Consider the following 22,697-nt stretch of genomic DNA (forward strand, 5'->3'; position numbering starts at 1 on the left):
TTCGTTATAGCCAACTTGCCGGATTGTAAAATGGCATTCGGTTGGCAAAAGTATATCAGAATTCAAGATGTGGGTAACGGGTGAAAGGGATAGCAACCTAGAACTCGAAGCATGGATGCGAATTCCCTAAGATTATCCAGCGCGCGGTAAATTACGTCATCAGCGAGCGAACCAAAGAAGTCGACATAAAAGAGATATTCTCCCGGTTTTCCCACCAAAGGGCGGGATTCGATCTTCGCTAGATCAATTTCACGCAGTGCAAATACGCTAAGGGCGCGAAATAAGGCACCTGGACGGTTGATTAGTGTGAAAACAATTGAAGTTTTGGCCTGATTGGGAGGTGGGGCAACTGCCTCACGGCTCAAGATTAAGAAGCGTGTAAAGTTTGCAGTGTGATCCTCAATTCCCTCAGCCAGAATACTCATCTGGTAAACCTCAGCAGCGCGTCGGGAAGCAATGGCAGCAACTGTGGGGTCAGGTCGTTCCTGTAATAGACGCACGGCTCCTGCGGTATCGTATACGGGTTCTGTATGGGGTATTCCCAGGCGCCTAAGGGTTTCGCGACATTGGGCCAAAGCCTGGGGATGGCTGATCACTTTTTGGAGGTTTGCAATTTGTGCACCTGGCCATCCAATTAGACAATGCCGAATCCTTAGATAATATTCCCCAACGATATGTAAAGCATGGGATAGTAATAGATCATAGTTTTGGTGGACACTTCCGGCCAGAGAGTTTTCAATAGGAATAATACCCCGCTCTGCCTTTCCCTGCTCAACAGCTTGAAAGACGGCCTCAAATGTATCACACGGTAAGGTTTGAATACGGGGACCAAAGTACTCAAGCGCTGCGCTTTCTGAAAAAGCACCGTGTTCGCCTTGAAAGGCAATTGTTTTCATAAACGGTCCAAGCCGTCCTTTCTATATCAAACTAGAGGATCAACTCGGATCAACTCTTAGTGATCCACATTTCCAAAAAAGGCTGGTACTTAACCGGATCAAATTCCACAAAGCGATAGATTGCCATTTGATTGAGTGCATATGGATCGCGGGCAAAGTAATCCCGTAATTGCTCTTCATTTTCAGCGCGGGCGATGACAATTCCACCAGTGCGTGGATGCATGGGGCCAGACATTAATAACCAACCGCAATCATAGCCTTGTTGTAAAAAGGCACGATGCTGGGACACGACTGGTGCAATTTCCTCAAAAGGACGGGTGTAAGTGATTTCAACGAGAAAGTGTTTCATTTTGTGCTTCTCCGTGAGACTATAGAGATTAGGGAGAATCTGTGCGCTCAGAAAGAATATCCAACAAAGCCATGAGACCATAAAGATAAGAACGCCAGCCCAGGCCGCTTATCTGTCCCAGACATACTGGCGCCAGAAGCGAGATGTGCCGAAAGGGCTCTCGGGCGTAGATGTTCGAGAGGTGCACTTCAATAGCAGGTTTTCCGATCGCTGCCAGGGTATCCCGAATAGCCACGCTAGTATGAGTGTAGCCGCCTGCATTAATAAGGATTCCATCCAGCCAGTCCATTTCAGCGATCAGACGATTGATGATCTCACCCTCGGCGTTGCTTTGAAAGATCCGCAGTACTCCCCCACGATCTCTCGCATAGTTATTAAGAACTTCATTGATCTGCTCAAGAGATACTTTTCCGTACACCATTGGCTCACGCCGCCCAAGAAGCCCAAGATTAGGACCATGGACAACCAGAATGTGAAAGGGGGACTCTCTACTCATGAACCACCTCGCGAAGAGATCGAATAGCCTGTTTGACACATTTTTCCTCTACGTCCGATACCAGGATAACCTTTCCGATTTGGCTGGGGAGCGCCCAACGCAGTTTACCGCGTTTGTGCTTTTTGTCGTGGTGGATGATCTCAAGCAGGGCTTCGTTTTCCAAAAGGGGATGAAAGAGGGGAAGGTCCCATTTTTGCAGGATGTTATGGATTCGTTCAACGGTCTTCCGGGAGGTCACACCAAGTTGCTCTGCCAACATGGCTTCAACGGCCATTCCAATGCTGACAGCCTCCCCGTGGCGGAGCATGTAGTTGCTAAGCGTTTCCAGGGCATGACCAATGGTGTGTCCGAGATTGAGAATCGCTCTCAAATCCTGCTCGTAAGGATCAGCCTGTACCACTCGGGCTTTTACGGCGATGGCTTGGGCAAGAACTTCCTTACGCGGCGCTGTATCACGAGGTTCCATCTCCAACAACGCGAAAAGATTGGGATCTCCAACGATCCCGTGCTTAATGACCTCGGCCATCCCCGAGCGAAGCTCATCCGGCGGCAAAGTGGATAAATAACTAGGATCCACCAAGATCGCCAGAGGCTGTTTGAACGTTCCGATCAGATTTTTACCTTGGGGCAGATCCAAACCAGTTTTTCCGCCAATGCTAGCATCAACCATTGCCAGGAGAGAGGTGGGAATGTGCAGGATTGGTAATCCCCGCATATAAGTCGAAGCAACAAAACCGGCAATATCCCCAATCACTCCACCCCCCAAGGCAATAATCAGGTTACCACGATCTATCCGTGCTTCCAGCAATTGCTCATATAAATAAAGCGCAGTTTCAGGGGTCTTGTATACTTCTCCGTCAGGAATAACAATGAGCGTAGTTGGATATCCTTCAGCTTGAAGATAAGTTGTTAAGGAAAGAGCATGCAGTGCGGCAATGGTTTCGTTGGTAATAATGGCCACTTGGGTTCCCGGGGGTACTTGGTAGGATTGCAGAACTGTTCCAACCGTTTCTGAAAGTCTCTCTCCGATCAGGATCTTGTAGCAGCCACCGGGGTAATTGACCTCTATGGACACAATCTCGGCTAGTCGGATAACGCTATTAGCAATTTGATCAGGGGATTTGCGAGAGGTGTCTAGTTGCCAGAAAATCTCTGCATATGCCTTCTGGCGCTCCTCCCACAGAATTTGTAGGGCTTGTTTCGGATCCTCGGCGTTGAGCAACGGACGTTGGGCAATCTCTTCGGCCTGAAGGCGTTCTTTTAATACCTCGGGCGTGCAAGTTAGGCAAATGACGAGCCCAGCCTGTTCGCAGAGTAGTCGGTTGGATGGACTCAGCAGGGTTCCCCCGCCGGTTGCCAGAACCACGTTTTCGTGTTTTACTTCAAGGATCTCGCGTAATATTCGCGACTCAAGTGCACGAAAAGCGGCTTCGCCTTCCCGGTCAAAGATTTCAGCGATGCTGCGTTGAGCTCGACGGGAAATCTCTTCATCCAGATCCACAAACGGTACTCCTAGCCGTTCGGCGACTATTTTCCCAACCGTGGTCTTGCCTGTTCCCATGAATCCGGTAAGGATAATACGCCGATTCATCGTCGCATTTCCTCCAGGCTATCGCCTCCCAGCTTTTCAACCAAAGCCTCAGCCAGAACCCAAGCCAGCATGGCTTCGCCAATCACCGAGGCGGCAGGCACGGCACAAATGTCCGAACGCTGGTAGGCTGGGGTTGCAGCATGTAAGTTGACCACATCCACGGATTGATGGGGCGTTCCAGTGGTGGCTATCGGCTTCATTGCTGCCCTGACTACAATGGGATTACCATTGCTCATCCCTCCTTCGATGCCTCCGGCTCGATTGGTCACACGCATAATAGTTTGCTCTTCGTTGAGATATAAGTCGTCATGGACTTGGGTTCCGCGTAACCCAGCGTTTTCAAATGCTGGGCCAATCTCGACCCCCTTGATGGCCTGGATGGACATAATCGCGGCAGCGATGCGGGCATCAAGCCGCCGATCCCAATGTACATGCGAGCCAAGGCCAATGGGGACGTTGAGAGCCTGGACTTCAAAGATTCCTCCCAGTGTATCCCGAGCGCGGCGCGCTTCATCAATAGCACTTTTCATGCGTTCACTATCGATCGGACTGGGGCAGCGCACTTCACTTGCGTCTGCTAATTTCCACAGTTCCGCATACGGGCGAGGGGGGATGTCCGCTATCACAGGACCTATTTGGCAGACATAACTTCCGACGGTAATATCAAATTGGGCTAACAATTGCTTGGCAATGGCGCCGACAGCCACCCGTGCGGCGGTTTCCCTGGCACTGGCCCGCTCTAGGATTGGACGGGCATCCTTAAGGCGATACTTCACCATTCCGGCATAGTCAGCGTGTCCCGGACGAGGCACGGTGAGCGGTTCCAAGCGGTTTTGTTCCCATTTTTCTTTCCAATTTAACCAGTCACGATTCTCGATACGGAGCGCTATAGGTGCACCAGTAGTTTCCCCTTTGATCACACCACCCAGGATCTCAACTTGGTCCTTTTCAATGTTCATACGATGGCTTCGCCCATAGCCCTGTTGACGACGCCAAAGTTCATGATTAATTGCTTCTACATCAATAGGCAAACCGGCAGGCATGCCTTCTATGATGGCTAGTAAGCAAGGACCGTGTGATTCTCCGGCGGTTAAGAAGCGTAGCATTTCTCATTCCTCCACACGATGAACGGCATTAAGACAGGTTTGGTACATCACTTCAACCGGGGCCTCCAGCCCAGTCCAGGCGCGGAAAGACAAAGCACCCTGGTGAACCAACATCCCTAGCCCATTGATGGCCAAGGCTCCAGCCTTCTTGGCCTGCAGCAGCAGACAAGTTTGGGATGGGTTGTATACCAAATCAATCACCAGCCAATGAGAGGGGATGGTGAATCCCTCAGGCAGGGGAGACACATGAGCAGATGGCCAAGTACCCACTGGCGTGGCATTGACCAAGACTGAGGTTTGTTCAGCCATGGCGTAGAGGTTATCGGTTGATGATAAAGCCAATTTGAATGAGGTGGGGAATCCCCACTCTTGGGCCTTTTCAAGCGACGACTCAGCCCGACCCAAGTTTCGAACTACAAAGGTTACATTGTTAAAGCCGACCTGGCACAACGCGTAAGCGACCGCGCGTGCGGCGCCGCCTGCCCCCAAAATAAGTGCATGATCGTGAGAGATCTTTTCAAGGAAAGCATGAACAGCGTGCAGAAACCCTTCCACATCGGTGTTGTCGCCATAGAGGTGTCGAGTCCCATCGGGGCTTTTTTGAATTGTCACAGTGTTGATGGCTCCAAGGGCACGGGCTGTTTCGCTCACCCCTTGCACGTAAGGCAAGATGGCTTGCTTGTAAGGAGCGGTAATATTGAAACCGCGAATTCCTAGTGCGCGCAACCCGCGCACAGCATCCCCAAGATGGTTGGGCGGGAAGGGCCAGGCGAGATACACCCAGTTGAGTCCTAGGTAATCAAAGGCGGCGTTATGCATCAGAGGGGAAAGACTATGGTCCAAGGGCCAACCAATCAGCCCTACAATTTGGGTTTGGGTGTCAATTCGGGTCATACTGGGCTCCCAATGATCGCATGATCTCCAGAAAACCCGGGAACGAATCGGTGGCGCAGCCAATATCATCGATCATAACAGGATCATGGGCAATCAATCCTGCGACAAAAAGAGCCATTGCCAGACGATGATCGCCATGGCTGCTGACCGTGGTGCCCTGCAATTTCACGGGGCCGGTGATCTCAAAGCCATCTGGTCTTTCAACGATGTTAGCACCCAGTTTACGTAACTCAGTCACAACCGTCGCGATCCGGTCAGTTTCCTTGACCCGGAGCTCGGCCGCATCGCGAACCACGGTTTTCCCGTGCGCCTGAGTAGCTGCGATGGCGAAGATGGGGAATTCATCAATCATTCTTACCACAAGATCCCCTGAGACCTCGGCGGCTTTGAGTTGTCCAGTTTGTACTTCCAGCTCGGCGACGGGTTCATTGGCCACTCGTCGCTCGTTGTGAATGCGGATATTGGCTCCCATATGTTCTAGGACATCCAACAGGCCTGTGCGGGTTGGGTTGATACCTATGCTTTTGAGGTGAATATGAGAACCAGGCACGATGAGTGCAGCCACCAGCGGAAAAGCAGCGGATGAAAAATCACCTGGCACCTCAATTTCCAGCGGAGCAAGCGCTTGCTGGCTTGAGGAAAGGGTTATCTCCCGGCCCCCATTGATGGCACGCACTTCAAGAGCAACCCCCATAGCTTGGAGCATGCGCTCGGTGTGGTCGCGGGTTGGCGCGGTTTCGTAAATTGTGGTCGATGAGTCAGCATAGAGTGCGGCCAGCAGGACGGCACTTTTCACCTGAGCACTGGGAACATCAAGAGTGAGGTGGGCACCGTGAAGATTTCGTCCCTGGATGAAAAGGGGAGCACGCCCGTTTGTGGTGTGGATCTCAGCCCCCATTTGCCGCAAAGGGATCGCTACCCGCTCCATGGGGCGCCGCAACAATTGATCCTCTCCGGTGAGAACACTGGAAAACGGTTGCCCGGCCAAAAGCCCAGTAAGCAGACGCATGGTTGTCCCGGAACGGACGCAATTAATAGGTGATCGGGAAGGCCGAAACCCATGTAGCCCGTTACCTTGTATAATGACCGTATGATCAGAGGGTGTTTCGATGTGGATTCCTAGCGCGCGCAGCGCCCCGGCGGTAGCCAAGCAGTCGCCACCAGGTAAAAAGTTGTAAACCGTCGTAGAGCCATGGGCCAGCGCACCCAACAGCAAAGCCCGATGGGAGATAGATTTATCTCCCGGAATGGTGGCTGATCCTTGTAGTCCTGAACACGGAAGGACACGAATTGCGCTCATGTCACTAGTCTCCTGCGCGTTTCTTGAGCGTTTTCTAACCAGATTTTTAGATCTTCTTCCCCTCCCTCTGCCAGGATGTTAATAAGGTCTTGCAGAGCCTGTAAATAGATCTCCAGACCTTCTAGGATGTTCCCTCGATTGGTTTGCAGGATATCTATCATCATTCGCACATCTGAGCCAGCGAGGCGCGAAGTGTCCCGGAAACCACTTGCGGCCAGCCGCCGGAGCAGATCATCTGGATCCGGTGCTTGAGCGGCTGTACGAGTCAGAGTACAGGCTACCAGGTAGGGCAAATGGCTAGTAATGGCAACCAAGCGATCATGAATTTCAGCATTCATGTGCATTGGATGGGCTCCGATAGTGCTCACCATTTGCTCCAGTAGCGCCAGGGCTTCGGGTGAGGTTCTTGAGGTTGGGACAAGAACGAAGGTGCGGTCTTGAAACAGGCGAGGGTCAGCATACGAAGCTCCGGATACCTCCCGTCCACACAGCGGGTGCCCGCCTACTGCCTGAATGTACGTTGGGAGTTCTTGCATCTTTTGACAAATGGCCACTTTGGTGCTTCCAAGATCGGTGAGAATTGTGCCAGGTCTCAGGTAATCTGGAACTGTGTCTAGTAGCCCCAAAATTGCACGGACCGGAGTGGCCAGAACCACCACATCGGCGTGGGAAACGGCCTGTTCTGGATGCTGGTATCCCTCGTCTATCCAACGCTGGGCTTTGCACCATCGCAACGCCTCATCATCTAGGTCGACACCTAGGATTGATCGGCAGTGAGGGCGAAGAGCAGCTGCCAGTGAGGCGCCCATTAATCCTAGCCCGATGATGGTAAAGTCGGCCTCGTCCAGTGATTTCATAAGGATCGCCCCACGGCAAGTGCTACCGGTTTCAGATTTTTCATGAGCCGGGCAAACCGCTCCGGGGTGAGCGATTGGGCACCATCCGAAAGCGCTTGATCAGGGCGCGGGTGTACTTCTATAATGAGCCCATCTGCGCCAGCAGCTACCGCGGCCCGAGAGACCGGTTCGACCAGTTCCCAGCGTCCTGTGCCGTGACTCGGATCAATAAAAACTGGTAAGTGGGAAAGCATCTTCAGAGCCGGAGCAGCGTTAATATCCAGCGTATTGCGGGTATAGGTCTCGAAAGTACGGATGCCTCGCTCGCATAGAATGACCCGCTGATTACCGTGAGTGAGGATATACTCGGCCGACATGAGCAGCTCTTCCAGCGTGGAGGACATGCCACGCTTTAGGAGCACGGGTTTTTGCGATTCACCTACGGCATGGAGCAATGGAAAGTTTTGCATGTTCCGCGCCCCAATTTGCAGCACATCTGAATATTCGGCCACCAGAGGCAGGGTCTGAATGTCCATGACCTCTGTTACAACAGGGAGACCGGTCTTCTCGCTGGCTTCTTTGAGAAGTTTTAGTCCTTCTTCCCCCAACCCCTGAAAGGAGTATGGCGAGGTGCGGGGTTTGTAGGCTCCCCCACGCAACATATTAGCCCCGGCTTCTTTGACGCTCTGGGCGGCTTCAAGTATTTGCTCACGGCTTTCAACTGCGCAGGGGCCGGCAATGACCACAATTTGCTCTCCTCCGATCTTCACACCATTTACCTCAAAAACGGTGTCTTCGGGATGGAATTCACGAGAAGCAAGTTTATACGGTTTGAGTACTGGGATCAACTTATCTACCCCTTCCATGTGGACGAGTTGATCGCGGTTGATAATCCGATCGTCACCAATTACACCCAGAATGGTCACCTCGGTACCTTTGGACAAGTGCACCTTGAGACCATACTCCTCGATACGTCGGATTACTTTTTGGATTTGTTCCTCAGTGGCGTGGGGTTTCATGACAACAATCATCGTGCTCCTCCTTTCGTAATATTTTGATTAGCTCATCCGCTCGCCTGAGCCCAATCAGGGCGAAGAGATTGGGCGGCGTTGAGGTATACGTGACAAGGGGCAAAGGGGGGATTGGCCTCGTAGTGGATCAGAACTCTCAAGCAACGAGGAAGGCTATTGGCGACTTTCATTTCTTGCAGACACAACATAGGTACTTGTATCCAGCCCATCTGACGCACTGCTTGCGCAGGGTAGGCGGCGTCCAAGTCGGGTGTGGCGGAAAAGATGAGAGAAATTACATGATCAGGGATGAGGTGATTTTTCTCAATAATTGCGCTCATTAGCCGGTGCGTGGCAGAGAGAATGGCCTCGGCCGAGTTTTCATCGCAGGTGATCGCGCCGCGGATGGCTATAAGGGTCATAAGCGAGAACCTCCAAAACGATACAAAACAAACGACGTGGAGCAGGTTGCTCCACGTCGTCTTTTCCAATCTGGGGGGTTGCCTTTTCCTACTACATACGGCTGGCTAACCACCCTCTTGGAGCAACCTGCTCCGAGGTGGTGTTCGATAAAAGTAGTAGAAAAAGGCGAAACGTGACATTGGGGATTAAGTTTCCTTAGGCTAGATTGGGCGCAATAATACCCACTCCTGTGAAAAATGTCAAGGGTCTGGCTTTAGTTCACCATGGCTTTTTGGGGTTATTCTATTTGTCAACGAGGTGTAGGATGCTTTGCACCATGAACGGATTAATAGTAGTAGAGATATCCATCTAGAGCGTTAAGTCTGGGCGACAGAGCGTTTCTGGTATCTTTGTAAAGATGGTACAATTCTTAACATAAGCCTCTCCCCTGAACCATACGATGATAAAAGCCCAACTTTATCCGAAAAAGGGTCAGCTTTTCATCTAATTTTCGTGATATTGGGTTTGCAATCATCCTGTTATAAGCAATGAGGGATGCTTTTCTAAAATGTCTCAAACATCTCCTGATACCCCTGAAATTCATCGATATATTGCTCATCTATTTGCCAGAGAAGACACACTTCTCCGCCAGGTGCGTGAAAGCCTTGCTGAACACGGTTTACCAGAGATAGCCATTGAGCCCGAGGAGGGCGCTTTTCTACACCTGTTGGTAAAGCTGAGTAGAGCACGTCGCATCCTTGAAATTGGAACACTTGCAGGTTACAGCACTCTCTGGCTGGCGCGGGCTGTACCCAAAGACGGACTGATCATTACAATCGAAAAGTCGCTCCTTCATGCAAAGATTGCGCGTCAGAACTTCCGGGCTGCGGGATTTGAAGATCGCATTCTTCTCCTTACCGGAGAAGCCAGGCAATTACTGCCTAAGCTCACTCCCTATGCCCCTTTTGATTTTGTCTTCGTTGATGCAGACAAAGAAGGATATCCAACATATTATGCTCAGATCATGGACCTTATCCCCTCGGGCGGCGTTATTGCGTTTCACAATGCTCTGTGGGGGGGGAGCGTTGCTCTGGACATTCATGGCCCCGTTATAGATGGCATCCGTGAGTTTAATCAAATGGTCGCGGATGATCCCCGTGTTGTGTCCCATATCTACCCAGCCGGTGATGGCACTCTGATTGTGGTAAAGCGTTAATAACCACAGGATTTCCCTCGAAAAACAGGGAAATCCTGTGGCAATTGGCTTAAGGGTTACGTTTGTTTTTACCCGTGTCGCTGCTGGAAATCTTTCATGAATTCCACCAGCACACGTGCGGACTCCACAGGAAGCGCGTTATATAGCGAAGCACGCAAGCCGCCTACCGAACGGTGACCCTTCAATCCAATTAGGTCGGCTTTTTTGGCCTCTTTGACGAAGAGGTCTTCTAACTCTTCATTGGGTAATCGGAAAGGAATATTCATGATGGAGCGTGCTTCAGGTCGGGCGTGACCGCGGTAGAATCCATTGCTTTCATCGATTACTTTATAAACCATTTCGGCTTTCTGGCGATTGATTTCATACATTTTTGTCAATCCACCCAAGCCCTTTAGCCACTTTAAGACCAGACCCGTGATATATATCGCATAACATGGGGGTGTATTGTGGAGAGAACCGCTCTCGGCTAGGACCTTATAGTCCAGCATCACCGGCAACTTCTCCGGAACGCGTGCCAGCAGGTCTTCACGGACAATTACAATGGTTACCCCTGCCGGCCCTGCGTTTTTCTGTGCTCCCGCATAAATGACACCATATTTGCTTACATCAATTGGTTGGCTAAGGAAATCCGAGGACATGTCGCAAACCAAGGGGACGCCTTCTGGTATGGCTGGTTCGCGCTTAAACTCAATCCCATGAATCGTTTCATTGTGGCAGAAGTGCACATAGGCTGCGTTGGGATCGAAAGACATTTCCGCATCTTCTGGTAAGCGGGTAAAGTTCTCGCTTTCCCCGTTGAACACCACGCGGGTAATACCTAATTTCTGCGCTTCTTTAAGCGCGGTGCGGCTCCATGCCCCGGTAACGATGTAATCTGCAGAGGCGCCGGCAGGCCGTAAGTTCATGGCCACCATGGCGAATTGTAACGAGGCGCCCCCTTGCAAGAACATCACTTTATAGTTCTGTGGAATGCCCAGTAACTCGCGCAGATCGGCCTCAGCCGTTTGGATGATGGCCTCAAACTCTTTGGATCGGTGAGACATTTCCATCACCGACATTCCGGTACCCTGGTAGTCAAGCATTTCTGCCTGAGCCTGCTCCAGAACCGGCACCGGTAGAACCGAAGGACCTGGGTTAAAGTTGTGAACTCGTTTATAGGCGCTCATGGGTTGAACCTCGCATCTGGGGGAGTCTAAGAATTTTGAGCTAACCTGGCCTTGCCAGGTCGTGCTATATTTATCATACACCATTTTTGGGAAAGCGGAATAAGATTTTGTCTGACAATTATGTGTTTCTTGAGGGTGGGATCGGTTTGATCATTGAGTGCTAACGAGGCATCTAAGTGGCCTTTTTGTATGACCTGAGTCGGCTGAGAGTGGGAAGGGGGGCGAGTATTGAAAAAACGATCACTGTAGACCGCAATCTATTTCTCCACATCCTTCTGATAAAGTAATTTGTGAAGATTAGCCCAGATTCTCATGATGAGTTACACGTGACAAAAAGCACAAACTTGTTGTATACATGATTAGTCAACGAGTCAACGAGGAGGAGGCTTATGCTTTACGCGTTGATTGGAGTGGGGGCATTGGGCTGTGCAATAGCTGCTGTCATAACAAAACGATTGCTGCTCTCGGCGATTTGGTTGGCATTCACTAGCGCTCTGGTGGCTTTAGAAATGTATTTGCTAGGGGGGCCATTCATTGCTGTGATTGAGCTGAGCGTGGGAGCTGGACTAGTTACTGTATTGTTTGTGTTTGCGATCAACCTGACCGGAGAGGAAAACACTTATCATTCTCCTTCCGTTTTGAAAGGGTTGGCGCTTGGATGCCTCCTTGCCTGCTTAGCACTTACGGGCTACTGGGTACTTCCACCCACTCTGGTCTCTCCCTCGAACCCGGACACCCAACCGTTGGCTACGATATTGTGGGAGGGCCGTCGCCTAGATATCTGGCTTCAGGCTTTTCTCATCTTTGCCGGAGCTTTGACCGTCTTGGGGCTGTTGCGTTCAGCCCCCCAAGAAACAAGTCACAAGGAGGAGAATCCAGATGGATTACCTTGATGGCGTTACTATCTTGTTGGTGGTGCTGGGATTAGTAGGGATTGGGATCTACACATTGATGATTTCCAGGAGTCTTATCAAAATCATCATTGGCATGCAGTTGATGGTGAAAGGGGTTTTACTGGCTTTTGTTCTCGCTGGTCGGATAAGCGGAAATATGGGCCTTGGGCAGAGCCTGGCCTTGACCATCATTGTGGTGGATACCATCGTGGCAGTGGTGGCGCTGGCTATGGCCGTTCGGGTGCGAAGGCGCTTTGGTACCCTTGATCCCCGGGCTTTGACCACATTGCGGAGGTGAAGCGGTGATAAATGGGTGGCTTCTCCTTCTTCCTATAGGTATTCCCTGGTTGGGATGTCTTGCAGTGTGGTTAGTGGGAGATCGGAGGCCTCGCTTACAGCACACGTTGGCAGTGATCTTCTCGATCTTGGCAGGTGTGGCGGGGTTGGCCTTGATTCCTTGGAGTACACAGCGATTGACTCTGCTCCTATCCCTGGGAGGTATTTTTGATGCTTTTCGCCTGGCAACGGATGGCCTGAGCGTCTTTCTAACTGTGGTGGCCACCGTGATCGGGTCACTGGCGGTGATTTTCTCAGTGGATTACATGCACGGTGAGCACTCGCTGGGACGTTATTATGCATTTGTGCTCTTCTTTATTGGTTCCATGTCCGGCCTGGTGCTGACGACCAGCTTGCTATGGATGTTTGTGTTCTGGGAACTTACCGCCTTGTGCTCCTATGCTCTGATCGCTTTTCATAACGACGATCCCAAGGCTGTGCGAGGTGGTATTAAGGCTCTAATTATGACCCAATTGGGTGGTTTGGGGCTGCTTTTTGGGGCGCTCTGGTTGTACACTTACACCGGAAGTTATGATATCCCTCAGTTCCTGGGGAGCCCTAATTCGGTTCCTCCCACAGTGTTGAGCTGGATGGCATTTGGATTTCTGATCGCAGCAGCGGCTAAGTCGGCCCAGTTTCCGTTCCAAACCTGGTTGCCGGATGCCATGGAAGCTCCTACACCTGTCAGTGCTCTGATCCACGCAGCCACAATGGTTAACGCTGGTGTGTATCTTCTGGCAAGGTTCTACCCGGCGTTTGAAGCCGTACCCGGCTGGAGATTTGCAGTCATGGTTGTTGGCATGCTCTCGGCGTTTTTGGCAGCACTGATGGCCCTCGTTTCATTTGATCTCAAACGTGTGCTGGCCTATTCCACGGTCAGTCAATTAGGGTTTATGGTTTATGCGGTAGGAGCAGGTGGAGTTTTTGCCAGCCAATTCCACTTGATGAGTCATTCGGTCTTCAAAGCGCTGCTCTTTCTGGCAGCCGGTGCCGTTATCCATGCGCTTGGGACACGAGATATGCGCCAAATGGGGGGGCTAGGGCCAAGCATGCCGTTCACCCATGTGGTCTTCACATTGGGTGCTCTTGCCCTGGCCGGCATTCCCGTTTTGAACGGATTTTGGAGTAAAGAACTAATCCTTGAGGTAGGGCTTGGGCACGGCAATCCAACCTGGATTGTCTCGTTGATGATCCTAAGCACTGGTTTGACGGCTGCCTACACCGTGCGCATGGTGGCAATGGTCTTTTATGGAAGAGGGCACCAAGACCATCATGAGGCTCATGATGCCGGGACAGCCATGAAAACTGCTCTTATCCCACTGGCTGCAGGCACCCTGACCACTTGGTTGTTGCTTGGACCATTTTATGCCAGTCTGAAACTAAGTTTGCCCCATCATAAGCTTGAACTTAATGCAGTTTGGGAAGAGGCGGTGGGAAAGGCAGGTGTCTCAGAATGGGAGATGACGTTCAAGGTGGGGCTGGAAATCCTCCGCGAACCCTCAACTTATCTTGTGTTGCTCGTGGTGGTGCTGGGGGTGGCGGCTTGGCTGGGGCGGGCGCGTCTGGCAAGTCTAATTGCAACCTTCAGAGGAGTGGAAAAGGCCGCTCAAGCCTCATTTGGGTTTGAAGCAATCAACGAGGTGGTGGTCCAAGCCGTCCAAAGAGCAGGTGAGGCGCTAAGGGCCACACAAACCGGATATCTGGCCTGGAATATCTTTGCGATTCTATTGGGATGGCTGGTCGTGCTCATCTTGACAATGTTAGGGAGGGCAGGCTAGATGGATGCGAACATGGCAGTGATTGGGCTGCTGGCTTTACCGTTCATTGGGGCGCCGTTGACCTATCTTGCCGATCGCCTCGCATTACGTCGAGGTGACCAGCCACGTTTTGGACAATGGATTGCTTTAGCAATTTTGTTGTTGAGTCTCTATTGCTTGAGTGTTTTCTGGTTCAGCAGCCCCTTGCAGCAGGGGACGTGGGTGCTGGTGGGTTCTGTGGCTTTGCATTGGGATGGTCTTTCCGTGCTTCTAGCCCTCACGACCATCCTTTTGGGCAGTGCGGTGACTCTATTCTCGGGCTCCTATCTGGCTGAGGAGAAGGCTCACGATAAATACTTCTCTCTGTTGTTACTCATGATCGGGTCCATTATTGGATTGGGGGCTTCCAACGACCTGTTTAATCTTTGGTTGTGGTTTGAACTGATGGCGGTCAGCACCTACCTTTTAGTAGCCTTCTACCCTCAGGAGAAGGGTTCCCTTGAGGCGGGGGTCAAATACTTGGTCCAGAGTGCTGTTGGGTCGGTGCTGATTCTGCTGGCCATTTCGATTACCTACACGTACGCGGGTACACTGCAATTAGATGGCATTCGGGCCCGATTTTCTGATCTTAATTCTGCGCTATGGGTCGCGGGTGTCTTATTTGTGATTGGATTTGGGATAAAAGCGGCACTGGTACCACTACACACCTGGCTGCCAGACGCCCATGCCCAAGCACCGAGTGGCATCAGCGCGATGCTTTCGGGGGTTGTCATTGAAGCCGGCTTGGTGGCTATGTTGCGTGCTCTCATGGCGCTAGGGGCAGCAGAAATCCACTGGGGAATTCTGCTGATGGGGTTTGGAGCCATTAATATGTTATTGGGCAATTTGCTGGCTTTGCGGCAACACCAAATAAAGCGGTTGCTGGCTTTCTCGAGTGTCGCCCAAGTCGGCTACATGTTGGCTGGGATTGGCGTAGGATTAGCCTATCAGCAGCCTGTTGCACTTGCGGGTGGCATGTTCCATCTCTTCACCCACGCTCTGATGAAGGGATTGGCTTTTTTAGCGGTGGGTGCGCTTCTGTATGCCTTGGTGCTCAGCCATCGTCAGCACACTCCCTTAACTCTAGAGGATGTTTGTGGTGCGGCTCAGCGCTATCCGCTTGCCAGCCTAACACTGGCGATCGCACTTTTAGGGCTGGGCGGGCTGCCTCCACTAGCGGGATTTATGTCAAAGTGGCAGATTCTTGTAGGCGGTTTCAGCGCACAAACGGACGCCTCGGTGGCACTGATGATATTGGCTGGTTTGAACAGTGTCCTATCCTTAGGATATTATGCACCCATTGTTAACCGCCTCTATCGTCACCAGCCCTCTGAAGCCGTCTTAAGGGGCAACCCCGTGCCAAACGTGATGATCCTTCCCTTACTTATTCTTAGTCTGGGCATTCTTGTCCTGGGTTTCGTACCCTCACTGATGAATCCTATAAATGATTGGGCAGCATTAAGTGTTTTAGGACTTGGAATGCACTGAAAGGGAGAGCACTCATGGAAATTTTACTAACACCCCCCCTTGCGTTTCTGGTTTATCTAGGCGTTTCACTGGGCATTCTGGGATTGGGTAGAGTTCTGGCCCCTCCGGAAAGGCCATCACCGCTTAAGGAGAGCCCTTATGCCAGTGGCGAGGAGGCAGAAACAACCTTTGCGGCTCCTGGATATGCCCCGTTTTTCTTGATAGCCTTCTTCTTTGCAGTGGTCCATTTGGGAGTTCTGATTCTGGGAACCGGAGCTCTCTCCCCTCGGATTCTGCCTTACCTTTTGGGGTTACTACTTACCCTAATTGCGGTCATCTTGGGATAGTACTATCCTAATTTTAAGAAGGGAGCGAACGATGGGTGATAAAGACAATAAAGGTATTGGTTTTCTGGACAAAATTCGAACTTGGGCAAGGGTGAACTCCCCTTGGGCGCTGCATTACAATAGCGGTTCGTGTAATGGATGCGACATCGAGATTCTGGCCACCTTAACACCGCGCTTTGATGTGGAGCGCTTTGGGATTAAACTGCAGGGCAGCCCACGGCACGCTGACGTACTGATCTGTACAGGGCCGGTAACCCTTCAATCCCGAGATCGTCTGCGCCGCATTTACGAACAAATGCCTGAACCCAAGTTTGTAGTTGTGGTGGGATCCTGTGGAATCTCGGGCGGTGTTTTTCAAGGGTGTTACAATGTCCTTGGCGGTATTGAGAAGGTCATTCCAGTGGACATGTACATCCCGGGGTGCCCTCCCAAGCCAGAGGCGATCATTTTTGGGATTGTACAATTGCTTGAGGCGCTGAAAGCGGGGCGCAAACCTGACCCGGTGTTGATCATGCCAGAGACGCAACTTGAGTCCAAGGTTTGAGGAGGAAGGGGATGAGCCAGGAAGCGGTGCAGGAAGATCTTTTGAATCGAGCGCTGGAGGCCATCCGGTCGTGGGTCCAGGTAGAAAAGACCCCTCAGCCCAACCGGGTGGATGTGGTGATTCGACGTGAGGATTTACTCACAGTAGTTGAGACGCTTAAGCAGATCCAATGGGGTTATCTAAGCGCTATTACCGGTATGGATCATCCCGCGGTAGAACTGGGGCAAGAGGGAAGTGCGCAGGAGGGTTACGTGGAGGTATTGTATCACTTCTGCGAAAAAGACAAGGTGTTGACCTTGCGTGTCAGTGTTCCCTATTCTGACGCAGTGATCCCCTCGATTTGTGGAATTTTGCCCTCAGCCACGTTGTATGAGCGTGAACTAAGCGAAATGTTCGGCGTGCAAATAGAGGGGACCCCTGATACAAACCGTTTACTCTTGCCAGATAACTGGCCCGAAGGTGTCTATCCGCTTCGGAAAGCGTTTACTGGTCTCGAAGAGGCCAAGGAGGGGTCGAATGAGTGAGAAATTTGTCATTCCGATTGGTCCGCAACACCCGGCGCTAAAAGAACCAAGCCATTTTGAGATCTTCGTAGATGGGGAAGAGGTCATAAAGGCTACGCTACGGCTTGGGTACGTTCATCGCGGCATCGAGAAAGGGGCTGAACAACGAACTTGGACCCAAAACCTCTACCTCATGGAACGGATCTGCGGTATTTGCTCGCACGTCCATGCAATGGCTTTCGTGCAAGGTGTGGAGGCCCTTGCAGGGGTACAAGCACCGCCACGGGCGCGTGCTATTCGCCAGGTTGTGGCTGAATTGGAGCGCTTGCATAGCCATCTGCTTTGGTTGGGTGTAGCAGCGCATGAGGCCGGGTTTGATGCCCTGTTCATGTACAGTTGGCGGGACCGTGAGACCGTTATGGATTTATTGGAACTTCTGAGCGGTAACCGCGTCAATTATTCGGCCAACCTGTTGGGCGGGGTTAAATTTGATGTCACTCCTGAGCAAAAAGTGCGCATTCTGGATGGGGTGAGTTTTCTCGAAGAACGTGTTCGATATTATCTCAGCGTTGTGAACTCGGATGAGACTTTCCTTGGCCGTACCCGTGGAGTGGGGATTCTCTCCCGTGAAGAGGCTGAAAGGCTGGGAGCTGTCGGGCCAACGGCTCGTGCCTCGGGGGTGCCCCGGGATGTGCGGGTAGATGTTCCTTATGCCGCTTACAGTGAGTTCCCGATTAAGATGGTGTTGAGCCAGCAAGGTGATCTTCAAGCCCGCTTTGTTGTCCGGCTGGAAGAGCTCTTTGAGAGCATTCGGGTGATCCGCGAAATCCTGAATAACTTGCCCGAGAGTGAGCTCACTGTGCGAATGCCTCGGCGTATTCCGGCTGGGGAGGTGATTAGCCGGGTTGAGGCGCCGCGTGGGGAGTTGTTCTACTTTATTGTGAGTAACGGAAGTGATAGACCCGAGCGGGTAAAAGTGCGCACGCCTAGCCTAGCCAATTGGGGAACTGTGCTGGCTACGGCTCCCGGTCATAAATTGGCGGATGTCCCCATGCTGGTGGCGGGGATTGACCCCTGCTTTTCGTGCAATGATCGCATGGTGGTTGTAAAGACAGCGCGTTGATCCCGGTGCAGGAGAAAGGCCTTATGACGTTAAATCTGAATCCATTGGTTATTCTCTTGATCTTCCCGGGTGGGCTCTTTCTGATTGTGGCTGGACTAGCCTATGAGTACGTGGACCGTAAGCTAGTGGCAAGGTTTCAGAACCGCATTGGCCCGCGCTGGTTCCAGCCGCTAGCAGACCTGCTTAAACTGCTTTCGAAAGAGGAGATCACACCTCGGGGGGTGCAACGCGACTTGTTCTATTTATTGCCGCTGTTTGCTCTGGCTTCTACCCTGACGGCCTCGCTGTATGTGCCAATGGCAGGGCTGACGCCCGCCTATGCCTTCCAGGGCGACCTGATTGTGACCATTTATCTGCTAAGTGTGCTGACGCTCAGCATGGGGCTGGCGGGCGCCAGCACGGTGGATCGCTTTGCCCTAGTGGGGGCCACCCGCACGTTGACACAACTGTTCTCATATGAAGCCCCCTTTATGCTCGCGTTGCTGGGCCCCGCTATTGCCGCGCAAACCTGGCAGATTCGCACGATTAACGAGTATGCGGGTCAGAACCTATGGTTGATGATCGCCCAGCCGATTGGCTTTCTAGTTGCATTGCTGGGGCTAATGGGAAAATTGGAGTTGCCGCCTTTCGATGCACCGGAAGCCGAGACCGAGATCGTGGCTGGCGCACTGACCGAATATAGCGGTCGGGGATTGGCACTTTTCCGCCTGAGCAAAGATATCGAACTGGTCATTGGACTGACCCTCGTAGCCGCTTTTTATCTGGGGGGTATCCATTCGCCGTTGGATTTCCTTATCAAGACGTTGGGTTTGTTGCTGGTAGTGGCGCTTCTTCAAACCCTCTTTGCCCGCTTGCGAATTGACCAGGTAGTAGGACTGTGGTGGCGAATAGGTACGATTTTAGTGGTTATCCAGTTGATTGCCATTGTGATCGGGCGCTATATTGGGAGTTCGATTTTCTAGAGGTGAGATATGACAATTGGCAGCATGTTTGGCGATGTGTTTCGCTCGTTGTTCAAGAAGCCGTTCACAGAGCGCTATCCGTTTCAGCGGCCACGAGTTCCAGAACGGCTGCGGGCTAAGTTGGTTTGGAACCCGGAGAACTGCTCGGGTTGTCAGTTGTGCATCAAGGACTGCCCAGCCAACGCCATTGAGTTGATTGTCATCGATAAGGCCAGCAAGCGCTTTGTGATGCGTTATCACATGGATCGCTGTATCTATTGTGCGCAGTGTGTAGAAAGTTGCCGCTTCAAGTGCCTAGGTTTCTCAACGGAAGAGTGGGAACTGGCCTCGGCTAGCAAGGTACCTTTTGAGGTTTTATACGGCCGCGATGAAGACATCCAATTCCTTCTGGAACGAGCCGCTCAGGAGTGCGCTGGAGAGGCAGCGTCTTGCTCTGAGCCTGCCTAATGACACTTTGCGCCTGGCATTGGTGGGGGTGGGGAACGAATTGAACGGCGATGATGGTGCCGGGCTGTGGGTTGTGCGGGGTTTGAAACAGGCGTTAGCCCCCCATGAACGTCTATTGTTATTAGAGGCAGGCAGTGCACCAGAAAACTTCACTGGGGTATTACGACGTTTTGGCCCCAATTGGGTACTATGGATTGATGCGGCCGACATGAATAGAGAGGCAGGTGCGGTGGGGTGGATAGCGTGGGGAGATATCGCTGAGGCGCCACAAATTTCGACGCATACCCTCTCCCCTGCTCTGTTGGGGCGCTATTTAGGAGCTGAACTGGACTGTCAGATGGGGATTATCGGCATTCAGCCGGCCTCTCTGCGTTTGGGCGAGGGACTGACGCCTGAGGTTCGGCGAGGTGTTCGCCGGCTGGTGAGGCTTCTGGTGAATTGGGTGCGGAATTGGCTGGGGTAAAATTATTTTTAGCCATGAAATGCAAATAAGCCATGCCCTGTTGGTAACAGGGCATGGCTCTGCATTAACCCGTGTCCTTTGCTGAACTAGGGAATTATTTTGATCAAGACAGCGCGCACAGCAATTCTCCATTGGTACTTGTTCTGGGCTTCCTGGTACCCCTGACAGGTGAGTAGCGTGAGCCAGGGATGTTCTTCATGCCGTAACACCGAAAGATCCTCGGGCCGGATGCGCTGCACTTGGCGCACCTCATAAATATAACGTTGTTTGCCAAAGTGAATGATGACGGTATCGCCCCACATAAGGGTGTGCAGATTGAAGAAGGGCCCCGGAAGACCATTGGAAAGGTAAACATGAGCGGTCAGGGCCGAATTTCCTTTCCAAGTGGGGAATGCGGTTCCTTCTAACCAGCCAACCTGTGTGGAGAGCCAAGTTAAATCCCAGCCGGAGGGTTGACTGAGGGGTACCCCAACGATGGGCATCTTAACCCCGAGTTTGGGAATTTCTAGCCAAAGGTCGCCGAGCGCATTATATTGCCGGTCAGCGGGCTGAGACGGCACAAGGGCGAAACGACCAGGAGCGAAACCAGTCTCAGGCAGAGTAGGGACTGAAACGGTGACTTGCGCTTGGGTGCCATAATTGTTCACAGCGCTAGCCGGATCGTAGTAACGTTCAGTAGAGATGGGGTTATAGAGGGACTGTGGCGAGACGACATCCCCCGGCAAACTGCTCCACTGCACAGATGCAACATTTTGCACACTCTCACCCGGAGAAAGGTTGCCCAGCGTGGCCCGGAACTGGATAATGGCCTGGGAAAGTTCAGAACCATTCAGGCGCGGGAAAGCAGGCCAAGTAACGCGCAAAGCAGGTGCGGCACTATCGTCGGCAATTCCGCCAGGCGGGCCACTGAGAATGGTCAGCGAACCAGGAACATAGGACAGACCTGCCGGTAGAACGTCAGTTAATACTACATCAAAGGCATCTGTGTTGCTTTGCGTGGTGTGGCGGAGGGTCAGGGTAAACGTCAATACCGTACCGGGCAGTGCCACGGTTTGATCCACTTGCTTAGTGAGCTCGAGGTCAGGTTCAATGATATTCACATTCGAGGCAGAGGCTACCAGCGAGCCACTTGCCCACGTTAACATAGCATTGTTATTCAGCAAAACGCCATCCTGGTTCTCAAGAGCATCCAGGACAACGACGGTGTATTGGATAATGACCCTGCCGTTTGCCTCACCGCTGTTGCTGACATCACCAAGCGAGAAGGTGATGCGTCGGCCGCGGTCGGCAGGATTGGTGCTTCCGCTTGGTTCGGTCTGAATAACCGGGTTGATCGGGGCATTGCAGGCATCGGCAAAGCCGCCGGGCAGGGTGGTGGTGATGTCGGCCGAGGAGGGCGTGATGCTAAGGCAATTCACAAAGGCCAAACCACGGTCCAGCACATCGGTCAGGGTCAGGTTCGGCAACGTGCCGCCAGCCGGGATGGTGAAGGCAATTTCGTAGGTGAGTATCTCGCCGATGGCAACGGAGCGATCAGGGGTGAAGGTTTGGTTGGTGGCGATCAGAGATTTGGTCAGATCGCCGGTTGGCGTCGTCACAATGGTGTCGGTGTCATCATCAGTGTTATTGCCGGGGTCTGGATCGCTGACACCCGATGGCGGGGTGATGGTAATAGTATTGGTCAGGCTACCAGCGCCAGCATTTGTAGCAATGTGCGCGGTGACGGTATAGGTGATGCTCGAACCAGCAGGCAGATTGACCATGTCGGTAAAATCATTGGTTGAGCCGATGACATCATCGCAGCCGGAAGCGCCGCCCGTTTGCTCCGTGCAGACCCAATTCCAGGTATCCACCTGGGCTGGCTTCGGGTCGCTAATCATAGCCCCCAGGGCATCGCTGGGGCCCGTATTGCTGATGGTAATGGTGTAGGTGATCGTTGAACCGGGGGACACAACTGTCACGCCATCATCTTTGGTGACCGAAAGATCGGCCTTTGGGTTGGGCGTGTCGGTATCGGAGGCGGTGTTGTCGTCAAGGGTGGAATCGGCGGGATGTGAGATGGTGACGGTGTTGGTCAGGTTGCCGGTCGCCGAGGAGGCCACCTGCGCGGTGACCGTGTAGGTGATGGAGGAGGGGAACGGTCCGGCCAGGTCAATGCTATCGCTGAAGTTCCCGTTGCCGCTGTAGGGCGTGCAGCCACTGGCGCCGCCTGTGCTGCCAGAGCAGACCCATGTCCAGAAGGTGACTTGCGGCGGGATGGCGTCCATCACGCTAACGCCCAAGGCGTCGCTGGGACCGCTGTTGGTGACGGTGATGGTGTAGGTTAGCGTGCCGCCGGGGACATACTCGGTTACATCGTCGTCTTTGGTGACGGAGATGGCCGCCTGGGAGTTTTGTGTGTCGGTGTCAGAGGCGGTGTTATTGCCCAAGTTTGTATCGGTCACGCCGTCAGGAGGAGCAATATTGGCGGTGTTTACTAGGTTGTCGGTCGCCGAGGAGGGAATCACCACCGTGACGGTGTAGGTAATGGAGGAGCCAGCCGGCAAGTTCACAA

24 protein-coding genes are annotated in these 22,697 nt (G+C 52.4%); 12 read left to right on the plus strand and 12 right to left on the minus strand.

All coding sequences use genetic code 11. From position 1 onward, the window contains the following. Positions 1-62: 62 nt before the first annotated feature. Genes pheA through aroH form a run of 10 tightly spaced genes read right to left on the minus strand, consistent with a single transcriptional unit; the run spans position 63 to position 8,900 of the window. Positions 63-896, minus strand: a complete 834-nt coding sequence (pheA, locus tag Q0721_RS09730; protein WP_299028966.1) for a prephenate dehydratase — start codon at positions 894-896, stop codon at positions 63-65. Positions 897-945: 49 nt separating this feature from the next. Further along, complete coding sequence (locus tag Q0721_RS09735) at positions 946-1,245, minus strand: YciI family protein (protein ID WP_299028969.1); 300 nt, start codon at positions 1,243-1,245, stop codon at positions 946-948. A 28-nt stretch (positions 1,246-1,273) separates the two neighbouring features. Further along, entirely contained in the window at positions 1,274-1,741 is a 468-nt protein-coding gene (gene aroQ, locus Q0721_RS09740) for a type II 3-dehydroquinate dehydratase (protein WP_299028972.1), read from the minus strand. Continuing rightward, positions 1,734-3,332 carry a 3-dehydroquinate synthase gene (gene aroB, locus Q0721_RS09745; RefSeq protein WP_299028978.1) on the minus strand — a complete coding sequence of 533 codons (1,599 nt, stop codon included), beginning with the start codon at positions 3,330-3,332 and terminating at the stop codon, positions 1,734-1,736. Before aroB ends, aroQ begins: the two co-directional genes overlap by 8 nt. Continuing rightward, positions 3,329-4,438, minus strand: a complete 1,110-nt coding sequence (aroC, locus tag Q0721_RS09750; protein WP_299028981.1) for a chorismate synthase — start codon at positions 4,436-4,438, stop codon at positions 3,329-3,331. Before aroC ends, aroB begins: the two co-directional genes overlap by 4 nt. Positions 4,439-4,441: 3 nt before the next feature. Further along, positions 4,442-5,332, minus strand: a complete 891-nt coding sequence (locus tag Q0721_RS09755) for a shikimate dehydrogenase (RefSeq protein WP_299028984.1) — start codon at positions 5,330-5,332, stop codon at positions 4,442-4,444. Then, entirely contained in the window at positions 5,319-6,632 is a 1,314-nt protein-coding gene (gene aroA / locus Q0721_RS09760; protein WP_299028987.1) for a 3-phosphoshikimate 1-carboxyvinyltransferase, read from the minus strand. Before aroA ends, Q0721_RS09755 begins: the two co-directional genes overlap by 14 nt. Next, entirely contained in the window at positions 6,629-7,489 is an 861-nt protein-coding gene (locus tag Q0721_RS09765) for a prephenate dehydrogenase (RefSeq protein ID WP_299028990.1), read from the minus strand. Before Q0721_RS09765 ends, aroA begins: the two co-directional genes overlap by 4 nt. Further along, complete coding sequence (aroF, locus tag Q0721_RS09770; protein WP_299028992.1) at positions 7,486-8,499, minus strand: 3-deoxy-7-phosphoheptulonate synthase; 1,014 nt, start codon at positions 8,497-8,499, stop codon at positions 7,486-7,488. The genes Q0721_RS09765 and aroF overlap by 4 nt, the downstream gene beginning before the upstream one ends. 32 nt (positions 8,500-8,531) lie before the next feature. Continuing rightward, a complete protein-coding gene (gene aroH / locus Q0721_RS09775; protein ID WP_299028995.1) occupies positions 8,532-8,900 on the minus strand; it encodes a chorismate mutase in 369 nt (122 codons plus the stop codon). Between the two features lie 548 nt (positions 8,901-9,448). Here aroH and Q0721_RS09780 point away from each other — a divergent pair. Further along, entirely contained in the window at positions 9,449-10,096 is a 648-nt protein-coding gene (locus Q0721_RS09780) for an O-methyltransferase (protein ID WP_299028998.1), read from the plus strand. 68 nt (positions 10,097-10,164) lie between these two features. Here the strand turns inward: Q0721_RS09780 and serC are convergent, their stop codons facing one another. Then, on the minus strand, positions 10,165-11,262 hold the full coding sequence (serC, locus tag Q0721_RS09785; RefSeq protein WP_299029001.1) for a phosphoserine transaminase: 1,098 nt from the start codon (positions 11,260-11,262) through the stop codon (positions 10,165-10,167). Positions 11,263-11,651: 389 nt separating this feature from the next. On the opposite strand from serC, the gene Q0721_RS09790 reads away from it, so the two are divergent. From Q0721_RS09790 to Q0721_RS09840, 11 genes are all read left to right on the plus strand, one after another. Then, positions 11,652-12,155, plus strand: a complete 504-nt coding sequence (locus Q0721_RS09790; RefSeq protein ID WP_299029004.1) for an NADH-quinone oxidoreductase subunit J — start codon at positions 11,652-11,654, stop codon at positions 12,153-12,155. Next, a complete protein-coding gene (locus Q0721_RS09795) occupies positions 12,142-12,453 on the plus strand; it encodes an NADH-quinone oxidoreductase subunit K (RefSeq protein WP_299029007.1) in 312 nt (103 codons plus the stop codon). The genes Q0721_RS09790 and Q0721_RS09795 overlap by 14 nt, the downstream gene beginning before the upstream one ends. A gap of 64 nt (positions 12,454-12,517) precedes the next feature. Beyond that, positions 12,518-14,269 (plus strand): NADH-quinone oxidoreductase subunit L, encoded by a 1,752-nt coding sequence (locus tag Q0721_RS09800; protein WP_299029010.1) that lies wholly within the window; start codon positions 12,518-12,520, stop codon positions 14,267-14,269. Next, a complete protein-coding gene (locus Q0721_RS09805) occupies positions 14,270-15,775 on the plus strand; it encodes a proton-conducting transporter membrane subunit (protein ID WP_299029013.1) in 1,506 nt (501 codons plus the stop codon). 14 nt (positions 15,776-15,789) lie between these two features. Beyond that, positions 15,790-16,101: a hypothetical protein gene (locus tag Q0721_RS09810; RefSeq protein WP_299029017.1), complete on the plus strand. Its 312-nt coding sequence runs from the start codon at positions 15,790-15,792 to the stop codon at positions 16,099-16,101. Positions 16,102-16,132: 31 nt separating this feature from the next. After that, positions 16,133-16,645 (plus strand): NADH-quinone oxidoreductase subunit B family protein, encoded by a 513-nt coding sequence (locus tag Q0721_RS09815; RefSeq protein ID WP_299029020.1) that lies wholly within the window; start codon positions 16,133-16,135, stop codon positions 16,643-16,645. A gap of 11 nt (positions 16,646-16,656) precedes the next feature. Then, a complete protein-coding gene (locus Q0721_RS09820) occupies positions 16,657-17,169 on the plus strand; it encodes an NADH-quinone oxidoreductase subunit C (RefSeq protein ID WP_299029023.1) in 513 nt (170 codons plus the stop codon). Then, the gene (locus Q0721_RS09825) at positions 17,162-18,271 is read left to right on the plus strand and encodes a nickel-dependent hydrogenase large subunit (protein WP_299029026.1); all 1,110 of its coding nucleotides are present in this window, start codon (positions 17,162-17,164) and stop codon (positions 18,269-18,271) included. The genes Q0721_RS09820 and Q0721_RS09825 overlap by 8 nt, the downstream gene beginning before the upstream one ends. Positions 18,272-18,294: 23 nt before the next feature. Further along, positions 18,295-19,233, plus strand: a complete 939-nt coding sequence (locus Q0721_RS09830) for a complex I subunit 1 family protein (protein WP_299029029.1) — start codon at positions 18,295-18,297, stop codon at positions 19,231-19,233. A gap of 9 nt (positions 19,234-19,242) precedes the next feature. Beyond that, positions 19,243-19,680 (plus strand): 4Fe-4S dicluster domain-containing protein, encoded by a 438-nt coding sequence (locus Q0721_RS09835; RefSeq protein WP_299029032.1) that lies wholly within the window; start codon positions 19,243-19,245, stop codon positions 19,678-19,680. Then, a complete protein-coding gene (locus Q0721_RS09840) occupies positions 19,601-20,143 on the plus strand; it encodes a hydrogenase maturation protease (RefSeq protein ID WP_299029035.1) in 543 nt (180 codons plus the stop codon). The genes Q0721_RS09835 and Q0721_RS09840 overlap by 80 nt, the downstream gene beginning before the upstream one ends. 86 nt (positions 20,144-20,229) lie before the next feature. On the opposite strand, the gene Q0721_RS09845 is transcribed toward Q0721_RS09840, so the two are convergent. Beyond that, the coding region (locus tag Q0721_RS09845) for a sortase (protein ID WP_299029038.1) at positions 20,230-22,697 on the minus strand (2,468 nt) is incomplete at its 5' end.

Source organism: uncultured Thermanaerothrix sp. (assembly GCF_938028735.1).
In the GTDB taxonomy this organism is placed as follows: Bacteria; Chloroflexota; Anaerolineae; order Anaerolineales; family Anaerolineaceae; genus Thermanaerothrix.

Excerpts from the sequence above, each read along its gene's own strand:
- Q0721_RS09840 (WP_299029035.1), top strand. The coding sequence starts at position 19,601 with ATGAAGACATCCAATTCCTTCTGGAACGAGCCGCTCAGGAGTGCGCTG.
- aroH (WP_299028995.1), bottom strand. The coding sequence starts at position 8,900 with ATGACCCTTATAGCCATCCGCGGCGCGATCACCTGCGATGAAAACTCG.
- aroQ (WP_299028972.1), bottom strand. The coding sequence starts at position 1,741 with ATGAGTAGAGAGTCCCCCTTTCACATTCTGGTTGTCCATGGTCCTAAT.
- Q0721_RS09795 (WP_299029007.1), top strand. The coding sequence starts at position 12,142 with ATGGATTACCTTGATGGCGTTACTATCTTGTTGGTGGTGCTGGGATTA.
- Q0721_RS09815 (WP_299029020.1), top strand. The coding sequence starts at position 16,133 with ATGGGTGATAAAGACAATAAAGGTATTGGTTTTCTGGACAAAATTCGA.
- Q0721_RS09825 (WP_299029026.1), top strand. The coding sequence starts at position 17,162 with ATGAGTGAGAAATTTGTCATTCCGATTGGTCCGCAACACCCGGCGCTA.
- Q0721_RS09805 (WP_299029013.1), top strand. The coding sequence starts at position 14,270 with ATGGATGCGAACATGGCAGTGATTGGGCTGCTGGCTTTACCGTTCATT.
- Q0721_RS09755 (WP_299028984.1), bottom strand. The coding sequence starts at position 5,332 with ATGACCCGAATTGACACCCAAACCCAAATTGTAGGGCTGATTGGTTGG.
- Q0721_RS09780 (WP_299028998.1), top strand. The coding sequence starts at position 9,449 with ATGTCTCAAACATCTCCTGATACCCCTGAAATTCATCGATATATTGCT.
- aroF (WP_299028992.1), bottom strand. The coding sequence starts at position 8,499 with ATGATTGTTGTCATGAAACCCCACGCCACTGAGGAACAAATCCAAAAA.
- Q0721_RS09820 (WP_299029023.1), top strand. The coding sequence starts at position 16,657 with ATGAGCCAGGAAGCGGTGCAGGAAGATCTTTTGAATCGAGCGCTGGAG.
- Q0721_RS09790 (WP_299029004.1), top strand. The coding sequence starts at position 11,652 with ATGCTTTACGCGTTGATTGGAGTGGGGGCATTGGGCTGTGCAATAGCT.
- Q0721_RS09835 (WP_299029032.1), top strand. The coding sequence starts at position 19,243 with ATGACAATTGGCAGCATGTTTGGCGATGTGTTTCGCTCGTTGTTCAAG.
- Q0721_RS09765 (WP_299028990.1), bottom strand. The coding sequence starts at position 7,489 with ATGAAATCACTGGACGAGGCCGACTTTACCATCATCGGGCTAGGATTA.
- serC (WP_299029001.1), bottom strand. The coding sequence starts at position 11,262 with ATGAGCGCCTATAAACGAGTTCACAACTTTAACCCAGGTCCTTCGGTT.
- Q0721_RS09830 (WP_299029029.1), top strand. The coding sequence starts at position 18,295 with ATGACGTTAAATCTGAATCCATTGGTTATTCTCTTGATCTTCCCGGGT.
- Q0721_RS09810 (WP_299029017.1), top strand. The coding sequence starts at position 15,790 with ATGGAAATTTTACTAACACCCCCCCTTGCGTTTCTGGTTTATCTAGGC.
- aroA (WP_299028987.1), bottom strand. The coding sequence starts at position 6,632 with ATGAGCGCAATTCGTGTCCTTCCGTGTTCAGGACTACAAGGATCAGCC.
- aroB (WP_299028978.1), bottom strand. The coding sequence starts at position 3,332 with ATGAATCGGCGTATTATCCTTACCGGATTCATGGGAACAGGCAAGACC.
- Q0721_RS09735 (WP_299028969.1), bottom strand. The coding sequence starts at position 1,245 with ATGAAACACTTTCTCGTTGAAATCACTTACACCCGTCCTTTTGAGGAA.
- aroC (WP_299028981.1), bottom strand. The coding sequence starts at position 4,438 with ATGCTACGCTTCTTAACCGCCGGAGAATCACACGGTCCTTGCTTACTA.
- pheA (WP_299028966.1), bottom strand. The coding sequence starts at position 896 with ATGAAAACAATTGCCTTTCAAGGCGAACACGGTGCTTTTTCAGAAAGC.